Below are 14,184 nucleotides of genomic sequence, written 5' to 3'. Positions count from 1 at the left end.
TTATGCTTAAAAATCTTTACATTGAAGAGTATTTTTTTACAATATTATTTAGTGTTTTTTAATTAAAAATAAATAACAACTTAATATTTTAAACTAAAAAATAATTAATAAGAATCAATGTAATAAAATTAATATATTGCTTAAATTTAGAGGTGTTAGAATGAATAATCAAAAAATAATAAATATTGCTGTTATTGCACACGTTGATGCTGGTAAATCTACACTTGTTGATGCTTTATTAAAGCAAAGTGGGGTTTTTAGACAAAATCAAGAAGTAATTGAACAAGTTATGGATTCAAATGACCAAGAAAGAGAAAGAGGAATTACAATTTATTCTAAAAACTGTTCTATTACTTATAAAGATTACAAAATTAATATAGTAGATACTCCAGGGCATGCTGATTTTTCTAGTGAAGTTGAAAGAATTATGAAAACAGTTGATACTGTAATTTTATTAGTTGATTCAAGTGAAGGACCAATGCCTCAAACCAGATTTGTTTTACAAAAAGCTTTAGAAATTGGATTAAACCCAATTTTATTTATTAATAAAATAGATAAAAAAGATCAAAGAAGTTTAGAAGTAGTTGAAGAAGTAATTGAACTATTTTTAGAACTAAACGCAACAGATGAACAACTTGATTTTAAAACCTTATATGGAATTGCAAAAAATGGAATTGCTCAATATAGTCTAGAAGAACAAAGTAATGATTTAACACCTTTATTTGAAACTATTATTAATCAAGTTGGATCATATCCAACTGAACTATCTAATAATGATCTAGTAATGCAAGTTTCAAGTTTAGCTTATGATAGTTTTATTGGAAGAATTGGAATTGGAAGAATTTTTGAAGGAAGTATTAAAGAAAATCAAATCGTAAGTATTGTTAAAAATGATAGAACTATTAAACAAGGAAAAATTGCAAAATTAATGGTTTATCAAGGATTAAATAGAGTTCAAGTTAAACAAGCGTTTGCTGGAGATATTATTACATTTGCTGGAATTGAAGATATTTCAATTGGAGATACTATTAATAATTTAAATATTATTAAACCATTAAAACCAATCCATATTGAAGAGCCAACAATGTCTATGAACTTTTTAGTAAATACTTCACCATTTGCTGGAAGAGTTGGTAAATTTGTTACTTCAAGAAATATTAAAGAACGTTTAGAAAAAGAAGTTGAAGTTAATGTTGGTTTAAGAATTGAACCTTTGATTAATTCTGAAATTGAAGGATTTAAAGTTTTAGGACGTGGAGAATTACATATTTCAGTTTTAATTGAAGCAATGAGAAGAGAAGGTTTTGAATTAGCAATTTCAAAACCAGAAGTAATTTTTCAACGCAATCCAATGACTGGAGATTTATTAGAACCAATTGAAAAAGTAATTATTAATACACCAACTGAATATTCTGGAACTATTATTAACAAATTAAATCAAAGGAAAGGAATTATGTTAGATATGGATTCTGATGGTATTAGAGATAAAATTACTTATTCTATACCATTAAGAGGTTTAATTGGATTTAGATCAGAATTTACAAATGATACTCATGGTGAAGGTATTATGGTTAAAAGTAGTAGTGGATATGAACTATATAAAGGTGAAATTGTTTCAAGACAAAATGGAGTATTAGTATCAATGGCAAATGGTAAAAGTTTACCTTATGCTTTAAATAATCTTGAAGATCGTGGAATTTTATTTATAGGTCCTCAAGTTGAAGTTTATGAGGGAATGATTATTGGTCAGCATTCAAGAGATAATGATTTATATGTAAATCCAACAACAGCAAAAAAATTAACTAATACTAGAGCTAGTGGGACTGATGATGCTGTTAAATTAACACCAGCTAAAAAAATGAGTCTAGAAGAAGCTTTAGAATATATTTCAAATGATGAGTTAGTTGAAATTACTCCAACAGATATTAGATTAAGAAAACGTTGATTAACTCAAGCAGAACAAAAACAACACAGAAACGATAAATACTAGTTTCTAGTGTTGTTTTTTTGTATTATTAAATTGAAATTCAAACCCTTCATAAGTTGAAAAAGCTAATTTGTATAAAGCTAAAATAATATCACTATTTATTTTATTTAATTCTTCAAATACAGTATCTTTTTCAACTTTAAGAGAAGTATTTTCATTTACAAGTTTTTCTAAAGTTATAGGAAGCTATAAACATAAATTTTTAAAAGAATTTTTGTTTCCTGTGACTATTTCATAAAATTTATCTATTGACATTCTTTTTATGCGTCTATTTCCAATCAGCTTTTGGTTTTCAATCTTCATAACTCATGGAATATTTTGAGAATGTTTAGCAATTACTTCAACTAGTGCGCAAATACTTTTTTCATCATTATCATAATTTAATAAATGATTTTGCATTTTCATATAAATACCAGATGCTGCAACACTATTCATAGTATTATGCTTATTTTTCATTTCAACATAATAAGTATTTTCATCGCCTTGAAAAATTATATCTCATCCTTGAGATGGTACTTTACAATTTTTAATATATTTAAAAATGTTTTGGTGAAAATAACCAATCACATTGTTATTTGTTTTATCTCTTTGTCTAGATATTTCTAATTCAATAATTTCTTTAAATTCTTTATTAAAAATGTTTTTATCAAAAATAAGCTTTATTGGATCAATAATATTTCTATTAAACTTTTTCAAATTAATAGATTTTAGTGTTTCTCTATATTGATTAATGGTATCTATTGCGTGTTTTTCAAAATCTTCCTGTTTAATAAAATCTAGTAAAAATTTATCGTTCATTTACATTAATTCCTTTTAAAGATTTTATAATACTTAACCCAATTTCTTTTGCTAAATTACAAGGAACAGCATTTCCAATTTGTCTATATTGACTAGATATAGTTCCTTTAAACACTCAATTATCTGGAAATGATTGTATTCTTGCATTTTCTCTAATGCTAAAAGGTCTTACTTCCAAAGGATGACATCTTTCAGTTTGTTTCATTTGAGGTGTAGTTAATACCGTTAGCCCTGGCTCATTTAGACTTAATCTTCTTAAAATACCTGTTCTTCCACCTTGCATATTTCAACAACTCTTCATATATTTTTTAGCTATATTTTGATCAATGTCTTTTCAACATCCACCAGGAGGAACTAGTTTAAATATTTCTTGTTTTTCTTTTGAATATTTTGCACATTCACTTTTTGGTACGTTTTTTAAAATATCTTTTAAAACTAATTTTTTTTGATGTTTTTTAGGAAATTCAAATTTTATTAAATTAGTCAAATCATTTCTAATTCCAATAACAATTAGTCTTTCTCTTTTTTGAGCAACCATATAATCTAATGCATTTAAAACTTTATAAGTAATTTCATAACCTTGTTGAGAAAATATATCACAAATTGTTTGAAAAGTTTGTCCCTTATTATGTGTTAATAAGCCTTTAACATTTTCAAATAAAAACATTTTAGGTTTTAATTTATTTAAAAATGTTGCATAATGATAGAACATAGTTCCTCTAGTATCTTCTAAACCTAATCTTTTTCCAGCATAACTAAAACTTTGACAAGGAGCTCCACCAGACAATAAATCTAATTCACGTTCTTTAAGATTAAATTCTTTTTTTAAATCACGCTGGGAAGCTTTTTGAACATCTTCAAAAATTATATTTCAATTTGGTCTATTAAATTTTAAAGTCTCAACTGCTTGTTTATCAAATTCAACTAATCCAATATGTTCAAATCCAGCTTGTTCTAATCCTAAAGCAAGACCACCAGCACCAGCAAAAAGTTCTATACTTTTATAAGAATTACTCATGATTCTCCTTTAGTTTTTTTAATTTACAAATATAAAATCCATCTGTATTTTCTTCAAAACCAAAGATTTGTTTTTCATAAAGTTTAACCATATCTTTATGCCTATTTAAAAACTTAGTAATTTGATTTTGATTTTCATCTTGATTAATTGTACAAGTTGAATAAACCATTTCACCATTATTTTTTAGATTATAATAAGCTGACTCTAGTAATTCTTCTTGTAGATTAATAATGTTATTTAATTGAGTTTGATCAAATCTTAATTTAATTTCTGGCTTTCTTTTAAATACTCCAAACCCTGAACAAGGAGCATCTAATAAAATATAATCAAACTCTTGTTTTTGTTTAATTTTTCTAGCATCCATATTAATTACACTAATATTTAAACAATTTAAACGATTAATATTTTCTCTAATTAATTTAATTTTTGATTCATTTATTTCATTTGCAATTATATTTCCAGTATTTTTTAAAATCATTGATAAATGAGTAAGTTTACCACCAGGTGCACTACATATATCTAAAACTTTTGCATTTAAACTTGGATTTAAAATTTGACTAACTAAAATTGAAGCTTTATCTTGAATAGTTATAAAACCATTTTTATACAAATCAGAATTGATAATTGTTTTATTTGCAATTAAACAGTCATTAACATTAGTTTTTTCTAATAAATAAATGTCTTTATATTTATTAAAAAGTTGATCAGATGTAATTTTTAAAGTATTTATTCTAATATATAGTTTTGGTATTTGTTGATTATTAACAACTATTTGATTAACAATATCTTTATCATATTGTTTAATTAGCATTAAATAAAGTTCATAAGAAAAAGAGTGAAGTATGCATAATTCCAAGTCTTTATTAGCTAAATTAATTTCTAAATATTTATCTTTAAATCTTAAAAACTTATTTAAAATAGCATTAATAAAATTAGCTTGTTTTTGACTAGTAGTTTTTATTAAATTTACACTTTCATTAACAATAGCATAATTTGGAATACTATTTAAATAGATCATTTGATATAAACTAATTAATAAAATAATTTGCAAATCAATTGAAGTTTTTTTAACATCAATTAATTTAGCTAATAAATAATCTAAATGAATTTTATTACTAATAACTCCATGTACTAAATTAAATACAAAATCTTTATCTTGCTGATTTAAATTTTTTTTACTAATTTTATTTAATAAAACATTTGAATAAGCTTTATTAATAAAAACTTTTTTTAAAATATCAAAAGCAATAGATCTAGAAGTCATCATTATTATAATGTTTTTGTTCAACACTAAAGAAATTAATTTTAAACATTAATTTTTGAATTTTAAAATCAACAAAATCTTTATCTAGTAATTTAGAAAAATCACCATGTCCTAAAACTTTGTGATATACCTTTTTAGTTAATAATTTAATTAAATAAGTTTCAGCATCAAAGTTTTTAGCTTTATTTTTTTCTTCTTCATTTTTAGCTAATAATTTAACATTAGTCTCTCAATTATTAACAAAATACATATATTTTTCTTTAACAATTTGTTCAACAATTTGTTCTAATCTTTCATATACAGTTGGAGTTTTTATATCAGTTAAACCTTCTAAATGTAAAACATCAGTAATTTTTGCAACAGCGTTAGGTACATTATCATTTTCAATTACATATTGATAATTGTGTTTTAAAGGAATTTCTAATAAAGCTTTATCTAGTCGTGCTTTTATTTTTTCTTCATCTTCAGTTTGTCTTCCTCTAATTCTATTAGCTAGTTCAGTTAGATTTGGAGGCATTAAAAAAATAGATAAAACATTTGCTTCTTTATTTAAAACTTGAGTAGCCCCATCTACTTCAATTTCTAAAATAACATTATTACCCTTTTTTAATTCTTGTTCAACATATTTTCTAGGAGTACCATAAGAATTACCAACAAAATGTGCATACTCAATTAATTCATCATTAACAATGGCCTTTGCAAATTCTTCATTTGAAACAAAAAAATAGTTTACTCCATTAATTTCATCATTTCTAGGTTTTCTTGTTGTCATTGAAACTGAATATTTCAAACGTAGATCTGGATTTTGTAAAAGTTCTCCATTAACTGAACCTTTACCAACTCCACTTGGTCCTGAAATTATGATCATTTTACCTTTTTTCATTTTTACTTTTCCAATCTAAATATGTATAAATATTTTTTGTTATAATCTTTAAATTTTAATAAACTTAGATCTTTAATTTTAGTTAAATCTAATTTTTGATTTGTTTCACTAATTATAATTGCTCAATCATTTAATAAATTATTATTGATTAAAAAATCAAAAACTACATAATAATAGTCTATTTGTTTAAAAGGTGGATCTAAATATACTAGATCTACTTTTTGACGTTGAATTTTTAATAAATTTAATAATTCTAAATAATCTTTTTGATATAAAGCATAATCACTAGTTGGAATTTTTTTTAAATTAAAAGAAATAATCTTATTAGCATCTTTATTTAAATCATTAATAATAGCAAATTTAATTCCTCTACTTAATCCTTCAATAGATAAAGAACCAGAACCACCAAATAAATCTAAACTTATTTTATTCTCAAAAATAAAATAATTACTAATTATATTAAACATATCTTCTTTAATTCTTGTTAAAGTTGGCCTTGTTATTGATGAGTCTAAAGTTTGTAGTTTCATCTTTTTATACTTACCAGAAATTATATGCATAATTACTCCAATCATTTATATTTAATTATAACAAATCTATTTTGCTATAATATGGATGTAATGGAGCATAAATATGGATAAAAGTTATTTGTTACAAGATAAAATTCCTTCAAACAGTTGATTAGTTAAAGATCATAAAAAAGAAATTATAAGAACAAAATCTACTAAAATTATTGATCCTACAAATTTAAATAATGATGAAGAATTAGTAATTAAAAAATTAATTGATTTTGTTACTTTTAGTCAAGATGAAAATAATAACAATATAAATAATAAAGATTACTTACGTCCAGCTGTTGGACTAGCAGCTCCACAAATTGGTGTTAATAAAGATATATTTTATGTAAGATTTCAACTTGATAATAATAAAATAGAACAATATGCAATGATTAATACAAAACTAATTTCAACTTCAACTCAAATTGCTTGTTTAAAAAATGGTGAGGGTTGTTTAAGTGTTGATAATGATCATCTAGGTTTTGTACCAAGACATTATAAAATTGTTGTTCAAGGTTATGATTGACTAACTAAACAATATCTAACTTTAACTTTAAGAAACTATCAAGCAATAGTCTTTCAACATGAAATGGATCATAACATTGGTGTTCTTTATTATGACCATATTAATAAAACTGACCCTTTATATAAAGATAATAATTGAATTATTATTGAATAAATTTAGAAATTATTGTCTTTTACTTGCATTAAATTAGATGAATATATATAATATTATCGTTTAAGAAAGAAGCACGTGCTCACCATTAGCTACTAGCAAAATGGTAATAACTTTTTTATTTTAGTTATATGCAAAAAATGTGCTTTCTAATTCTTTAATGGCACATTTTTTTATTTTAAGGAGAACTGGATGGAAAACAGAAACAGAAATTCAAGGCCAATAAAAAATCAAGATCCTGTTAATGAGTTTATAAGAGCTCACCAAGTACTAGTTATTGATGAAGACAAGCAAAATTTAGGAGTTATGTCAAAAAGACAAGCTTTAGAAATAGCAAGATCAAAAAACTTAGATTTATATCAAGTTGGAGTACAACCTGATGGTACTGTAATTACTAGAATTGTAAATTTTGGTAAATTAAAATATGAACAACAAAAAAAATCTAAAGAAGCTAAAAAACACCAAACTAAAATTGAAAACAAAGAAATTAGAATTACAGTTAATATTGGAAAACACGATTTAGAAACAAAAGCAAGAAAAGCAAAAGAATTTTTAGAAGAAGGTAGTCGTGTTAAAGTTTCTTTAAAATTTAGAGGTAGAGAAGTTGTATATCTTGATTTAGGACAACAAACACTAAATAATTTTTTTGAACTAGTTAGTGATGTTGGTAAAATGGAAAAAGAAGCTAAGTTAAATGGTAAATTCCTAGATATGTATATTGTGCCTAAGAAAAATTAGTTAAGAACAAAGGAGATATTAGATTATGCCAAAAATGAAAACTAAAAAGTCTTTAGCTAAACGTGTTACTGTTAAATCAAATGGAACACTAAAAAGAGCTAAAGCTTATAGATCACACCGTGCAACAGGTAAAACTACTAAGCAAAAAAGACAACTAGGTAAAGCAACAATTATTAGCAAAGTAGATATGAAAAATCTAAAAGGGCTTTTACAATAATAGGAAGGTAATAAGAATATGGCAAGAGTTAAATATGGAAAAGTAACTAGAGCAAGAAGAAAACGTTGAATTAAACTTGCTAAAGGTTATTTTGGAACTAAAAAATCATCATATAAAAAAGCACACGAACAAGTGATTCGTTCAATGGCTTATGCATTTATTGGTCGTAAAGAAAGAAAACGTGATTTTAGATCATTATGAATTGTTCGTATTAATGCTGCAGTTAGACCAGAAGGATTATCATATTCAACATTTATGCACGGTTTAAAATTAGCTAACATTAATATTAATAGAAAAATGCTTTCAGAATTAGCTATTAATAACAATGAGGAATTCAAAAAAATTGTTAAACAAGCTAAAAAAGCTTTAAATAAATAATCAAATCTCTCTCAGGAGAGATTTTTTTAATTAATGATTTTTATTTAAAAAACCAAGAAAAAAGTTATTTAGCATTGATTTATATTAAAAAAATATTTATTATTTAATATTGGCAAAAACTTTTTAGATTATCTTTTGATAGTAAAATTAATGTAATGTAAAACAAAAAAAGGAGGGCAAACATGCTAAAAATAATTGATGAGCCAATTAAATTTTTAACATCTTGATTAGAAATTATGTTTGTTCTTTCTCAAATAAATGAAACTGTTTTAGAAACTGAAAGTCTCTCCCTTAAGTAGAAGTCTAATGACTTCTTTTGTTGTTAAAATTCTAATCTTTTTACAATAAATTAAGGAGAAAAATGGAAAATAATATATTAGAATTAAGAAACGTTACTAAAGAATATGACGGACAAGTTGTATTAAAAGGTATCAGTTTTAATGTTAAAGAAGGGGAGTTTATCACTCTTCTAGGTCCTAGTGGTTGTGGAAAAACTACAATTTTAAAAATTATTGGTGGATCTCAAAAACCAAACAGTGGAGAAATTTTATTTGAAGATAAAAACTTAATTCCAATCCCAATTAATAAACGTCAATTTAATACTATATTTCAGTCATATGCTTTATTTCCACATTTAAATGTATTTGATAATGTGGCTTTTGGCTTAACTATTAAAAAAACTAAAAAAGATATTATTGAACGTGAAGTAATGCGTCAAATTCGTCAAGTTGGTTTAGAAGGATATGAAAACAAAAAAATAGATGAACTTTCTGGTGGTCAAAAACAAAGAGTAGCAATTGCTAGAGCTTTAGTTATGAAACCAAAAGTCTTATTATTAGATGAGCCAATGGCTGCTTTAGATGTTAAATTAAGAAAAACTATGCAAGAAGAATTAAAGCGTTTACAACAAGATATTGGAATTACTTTTATAATGGTAAGTCACGATCAAGAAGAAGCTTTAAGTATGAGTGATCGTATAGTTGTTATGAATCAAGGAACTATTCAACAAATAGGAACACCTGAAGAAATTTATAATGAACCAGAAAATGCTTGAGTAGCTAACTTTATTGGTAGTTCAAATATTATTACTGATGGAATCTTTTTAGAAGATAACAAAATTAAATTTGATGGTAAAGTTTTTGAATGTATTGATACTAACTTTGGTGAAAATGAATCATCAATTGATATTATCATTAGACCAGAAGATATTATTATTAAAAACCCAAATAATGGATTTTTTAATGCAAAAGTTATTAAAACAACTTTTAAAGGAATACACTGAGAAATAGTTGTTGAAACTAGTAAAAAAAGACAATGAATTATTCATACAATCAATGAATATGATGTAGATCAACAAGTTTCAATTAAGTGAAAACCAGCCAACGTTCATGTTATGTGAAAAGAGGTTGATAATTAATGGAAAATAAAAATCTAAAAGATAATAATGTAATTGAAAATAAAATTATCAATCAAGATGAATTAGAACAAGTTATTGAAAATATTGAAAAACAAAAAAAACGCGAATCTTTAAGATTAAAAGTAAAAGATGTTAATCATTATTTATCAAAAACTAAATTATTTCATTTTTCAAAAGATAAAGTGTGACCAATTCTAGCTCCATTTATCTTAGTAATGGTAATTTTAGTTATTCTTCCTTTAGTTTCAATCTTAATTTATGCCTTTATTCAACCAGCAGATGGGATTACATTATTTAAAATCTCTTTTGAGAAATTTGCTAAGTTATTTACAAGTAATGGTATTTTATATTCATTATTTCTATCTATTTTATATGCAATTGTAGCTGGGATGCTATGCGTTTTAATTGGATATCCAATTGCTTTAATGATGGCTCAAATGAAATCAAAAATTTTAGCTAGAAATATGTGAGTCATTGTAACAATGCCTATGTGAATTTCTATGCTTTTAAAAGTATTAGGATTACAAACTCTATTTTACTTATTAGCTGATTTTGCAATAGGAACACCAATTGCTATTGTTATTGGTATGACTTATATGTTTTTACCTTTTGCAATAGCTCCAATTTATGATTCATTAGAATCAAGACAAACTGATTTAGAAGAAGCTGCTTTAGATTTAGGGGCTTCAAAATTTAGAACATTTTGATCTATTACTTTAAGATCATCTATGCCTGGAGTGCTAACTGCTTTTAGCTTAGTACTAGTTCAAGCTGCTACTAGTTTGATTGTTGTTCATTATATGGGTGGAGGACGAATTTATTTAGTTTCTGCTGCTATTGAATCTTATTTTTTCCAAGGAAATGATTTTGGATATGGTGCTGCTGTTTCAGTAGTTTTAGCTATCTTAGTATTTGGTTTAATGCTTGTTATGAAACTAATTAGTAATAAATTTGAAATGAAAGGAAATAAAAGAAAATGAAAAAACTCTTAAAAAGAAGTTATTTTGCTTTTGTTTTACTATTTATTTATGCACCCATTTTAGCAATGGTAATTTTTTCATTTAATGATGGAGATACTACTATTAAATGAACTCATGCTAGTTTTTCTTGGTATGAATCATTTTTTAAAAATTCCCCTTTTATAAAATCAATTATTACTTCTTTATTTGTTGCTGTAATTTCAACTATAGTTTCACTAGTGATCGGAACTTTAGCAGCAATTGGATTAAGCAGAGTTAATAGGGTAACTAAAAACAAGTGAGTATCAATTGCAAATATTCCTTTAATCAATGCTGATGTAATTACAGCTGTATCACTAATGATTGTTTTTTTAATTATGGGATTAAAATTTGGACTATTAACTTTAATTATGGCCCATATTTCATTTAATGTTCCTTATGTTTTAGTTACAATTATGCCTAGATTAAAAAAAATTGACCCAAGCTTAATTGACGCTAGTTATGATTTAGGTGCTAAAAATCACCAAGTAATGTTTAAAGTAATATTACCTATTTTAAAACCAGCAATTATTACAGCTGCTGCTATTGCTTTTGCAATGAGTTTTGATGATTTTATTATTTCTTATTTTACTGGTGGTATGCAAACTAATGTTTCAACATTCATTTATACTGCTAAAAAAACTAGACCATTTATTTTTGTTTTTGGTACTTGTTTAGTTTTAGTAATTGCTTTATCTATTATTACTTGAAATACAATTAATTTAATCAAACAATCTCGTTTAGAAACTAAACAAAAACTAATTAATAATAATTACAAACTAAAAACAATTTCTAAATTAAATAAACAATTAAATGAACTAAGTGAAATTTTAAAAACTAAAACTATTATTAAAAAATCTCATAATCTTTCTTTATGAATTAAATACTTTGTTTTAAAAACTAAGATTTATTTTTACAAACTAAAAAGTTTAGATAAAAAAATCTCAAAATTGCAATGAAAACAATATAAATTAAAATCAAAAATCCAAAAAGAAGAAAGATATTATTCAAGATTAAAAAAATCAGAAAAAAAATTAAAACAGTTAATTAAACAATTTGGTAGTGAAAAAGATGTTAAAAAAGCTGCAAAACTAAGTTTACAAATTGAAACTTTACAAGAAAAAGTAGAATTTTTAAAAGACCAAATCGAAGTAATTAAAGAGCGTGAGCAAACTGCTAATTTAAAAGTTAAAAAATTACAAAACAAAATTAAATTATTAAAACAAGATTTATCTCAAGAACAAAAACCTTCTAAAAAATTAATTAATTGATACAATAAAAAAATTAAATACTTTGAAGAATGAATTATTGAACTTGAAGAAGGTAAAGATTATTACAAATTAAAATTAGTTGTTGAAAAATTAAAAAACTTACAAAATATTAAAAAGAATAAAATTAATGAATTGACTGATCAATTAAATATATTAATTAGTAAAATCTATATTCCTGTTTTAATTACTAAAGATATTGACTTAAAAATTCAGAGCACAACAGATTTAGAAGCTTTAAATAATTTAAATCAAAAAAGACAAGTTATCATTGATAAATTTACTAAAATCTATAGTCAAAAAATTGATAAAACCACAATTTTAATTCAAAAAATTAATCAAAAAACTGATAAGCTAAAAAATAAATTATTACCAAGTCAAAATGAAAATGTGTCTCATTTTAGATCATTTTTTTCAAGATCTTGAAAAGCTATTTTAATTTCATTTATTGGAATTGGAGCTTTTAGTGGGTTGACTGCTGCTTATGTTTTAAATAATATTTATGATTTAGTTGTTGCTAACTGAGGAGAATATATTGATCCTTCACTAATTGGTGAATTTGAACAACAAGCAAGTAAGAAACATAATAGAAGAATTAGAATTAATTATCAAATTTATAACTCAAATGAAATTTTATATAATAAACTTCATACAGTTGATTATGATATTATGATCCCAAGTGATTATATGGTTCAAAGACTAGCTTCAGAAAATTACTTACAAAAAATTGATTACAGTAAGTTAAATATTTGAGGAGAATTTAATAGTCAGAATTTCAATAAAAATCATGAAAATAATAATGATTATAAAAAACTAAAAGTAAATAAAAGCTTATTAGAATTAATGGCTAAATCTCCTATTAATAGAGAAGATGAAACTAAAGAAATAATAACAAATAACCCTAAAGGAACATATTTAAATACTAACTCTATTCTAGATTATTCAATTCCATATCTATGAGGTGATTTAGTAATTGTTGTTAATCCAACTGAATCAAATATAAAATTCCTAGAAGATTCTGGAATTAAGTTTAAAAACAATAATAATACTAGTGATAATAAAAATAAAATAGAAATTGATAACACTAGTTTATCTTGAGATATTTTATGAAAAGCTGCAAAAGTTGGTAAAAAAGTAGCTTTAAATAATGATCCAAAAAATGTATTTATGTTAGGATCACAAAAACTTTATCAAAAAGTTAACTTAACAAAAAAATCTGAAATTGATGCTGTTGGTAAAGAATTATCTGATTTATTATCAAATACTGGTGTTTCATTACATAGTGATGATCTAATAAGTTTAGTAGTTAGAGAAAAATTTGATTTTGCTGTTATGTATAATGGTGATGCTGCTTATGCCAATTATGTTCATAATGAAGGTGATGAAGATTATGAAAAAGCAGAAAAATCTATAAACTATATTTATGGAAGACCAAATAAAAAACATGATTCAAACAATAGATATGAATCAACTAATGTATTTTCAGATAATATAGTTATTTATAAAGATGCTCAAAATTTAGATTTGGCATATGAATTTATTAATTTCTTATATGATAATTCAACAAAAATAACCGAATATGTTGGAGTAACTTCACCATTAGATTCAACAATTGAAGAAATGACATCCGCTCCTTCTAGCAAAAATGAAGAACAAGAAGATGGTGAAGAAAATGAAGGTGGAACTTATCACAACTTCAAAAATCTTTACGATCCAATAACTCATCAAAATGCAAATAATTATCAAACTAATAATGAACAATTATCATTTACATATAATGGTAAGATTGATGAATACCTAGTTAATAGTTTTAATAATTTACTTGCTAATAAATAGAAAAAAACCTGGAAACTCCAGGTTTTTTATATGTTTTTCCTTTTATTTAGTAATCTACTGGAATCTAGGACCAATAAAAAATAGGAGAATAAAATACTTTTAAAAATAAAAAAAGGGTCGGGGTGACGTACACTTAGCCGACACTTGTT

Annotated in this window: 13 protein-coding genes; 8 read left to right on the top strand and 5 right to left on the bottom strand. The window is 24.3% G+C overall.

Translation table 4 applies throughout. The annotated features are described in order from the left end of the window. Positions 1 to 160: 160 nt before the first annotated feature. Positions 161 to 1,990, top strand: coding sequence for a translational GTPase TypA (gene typA / locus MSB_RS01235; RefSeq protein WP_013447566.1), 1,830 nt, complete (start codon positions 161 to 163; stop codon positions 1,988 to 1,990). Between the two features lie 183 nt (positions 1,991 to 2,173). Here typA and MSB_RS01230 read toward each other — a convergent pair whose 3' ends face one another. Genes MSB_RS01230 through rsmD form a run of 5 tightly spaced genes read right to left on the bottom strand, consistent with a single transcriptional unit; the run spans position 2,174 to position 6,525 of the window. Beyond that, positions 2,174 to 2,785, bottom strand: a complete 612-nt coding sequence (locus tag MSB_RS01230; protein WP_013447565.1) for an Eco47II family restriction endonuclease — start codon at positions 2,783 to 2,785, stop codon at positions 2,174 to 2,176. Next, positions 2,775 to 3,803: a DNA cytosine methyltransferase gene (locus MSB_RS01225; protein WP_013447564.1), complete on the bottom strand. Its 1,029-nt coding sequence runs from the start codon at positions 3,801 to 3,803 to the stop codon at positions 2,775 to 2,777. Before MSB_RS01225 ends, MSB_RS01230 begins: the two co-directional genes overlap by 11 nt. Then, the gene (gene rsmB / locus MSB_RS01220) at positions 3,796 to 5,067 is read right to left on the bottom strand and encodes a 16S rRNA (cytosine(967)-C(5))-methyltransferase RsmB (protein WP_013447563.1); all 1,272 of its coding nucleotides are present in this window, start codon (positions 5,065 to 5,067) and stop codon (positions 3,796 to 3,798) included. The genes MSB_RS01225 and rsmB overlap by 8 nt, the downstream gene beginning before the upstream one ends. Then, positions 5,057 to 5,950: a guanylate kinase gene (gene gmk / locus MSB_RS01215; protein WP_013447562.1), complete on the bottom strand. Its 894-nt coding sequence runs from the start codon at positions 5,948 to 5,950 to the stop codon at positions 5,057 to 5,059. Before gmk ends, rsmB begins: the two co-directional genes overlap by 11 nt. A gap of 2 nt (positions 5,951 to 5,952) precedes the next feature. Further along, a complete protein-coding gene (gene rsmD / locus MSB_RS01210; protein WP_014584445.1) occupies positions 5,953 to 6,525 on the bottom strand; it encodes a 16S rRNA (guanine(966)-N(2))-methyltransferase RsmD in 573 nt (190 codons plus the stop codon). A gap of 58 nt (positions 6,526 to 6,583) precedes the next feature. On the opposite strand from rsmD, the gene def reads away from it, so the two are divergent. The 7 genes from def to potCD all read left to right on the top strand — a co-directional run bounded on the left by def (position 6,584) and on the right by potCD (position 14,035). Further along, the gene (def, locus tag MSB_RS01205; protein WP_013447560.1) at positions 6,584 to 7,186 is read left to right on the top strand and encodes a peptide deformylase; all 603 of its coding nucleotides are present in this window, start codon (positions 6,584 to 6,586) and stop codon (positions 7,184 to 7,186) included. 189 nt (positions 7,187 to 7,375) lie between these two features. Further along, complete coding sequence (infC, locus tag MSB_RS01200; protein WP_011166421.1) at positions 7,376 to 7,921, top strand: translation initiation factor IF-3; 546 nt, start codon at positions 7,376 to 7,378, stop codon at positions 7,919 to 7,921. A 25-nt stretch (positions 7,922 to 7,946) separates the two neighbouring features. Further along, positions 7,947 to 8,138 (top strand): 50S ribosomal protein L35, encoded by a 192-nt coding sequence (rpmI, locus tag MSB_RS01195; protein ID WP_013447559.1) that lies wholly within the window; start codon positions 7,947 to 7,949, stop codon positions 8,136 to 8,138. Positions 8,139 to 8,156: 18 nt separating this feature from the next. Further along, positions 8,157 to 8,516 (top strand): 50S ribosomal protein L20, encoded by a 360-nt coding sequence (rplT, locus tag MSB_RS01190; protein WP_013447558.1) that lies wholly within the window; start codon positions 8,157 to 8,159, stop codon positions 8,514 to 8,516. 361 nt (positions 8,517 to 8,877) lie between these two features. Then, positions 8,878 to 9,933, top strand: a complete 1,056-nt coding sequence (gene potA, locus MSB_RS01185) for a spermidine/putrescine ABC transporter ATP-binding protein (RefSeq protein WP_013447557.1) — start codon at positions 8,878 to 8,880, stop codon at positions 9,931 to 9,933. Continuing rightward, on the top strand, positions 9,933 to 10,925 hold the full coding sequence (gene potB, locus MSB_RS01180) for a spermidine/putrescine ABC transporter permease (RefSeq protein ID WP_013447556.1): 993 nt from the start codon (positions 9,933 to 9,935) through the stop codon (positions 10,923 to 10,925). The genes potA and potB overlap by 1 nt, the downstream gene beginning before the upstream one ends. Next, complete coding sequence (gene potCD, locus MSB_RS01175; RefSeq protein WP_013447555.1) at positions 10,910 to 14,035, top strand: spermidine/putrescine ABC transporter permease/substrate-binding protein; 3,126 nt, start codon at positions 10,910 to 10,912, stop codon at positions 14,033 to 14,035. Before potB ends, potCD begins: the two co-directional genes overlap by 16 nt. Positions 14,036 to 14,184 lie beyond the last annotated feature (149 nt).

The organism is Mycoplasma leachii PG50 (assembly GCF_000183365.1).
GTDB classification, from domain to species: Bacteria; Bacillota_I; Bacilli_A; order Mycoplasmatales; family Mycoplasmataceae; genus Mycoplasma; species Mycoplasma leachii.
Note: the sequence above shows the minus strand (reverse complement) of the source record. Positions and strands in the feature narration are given on the sequence as shown.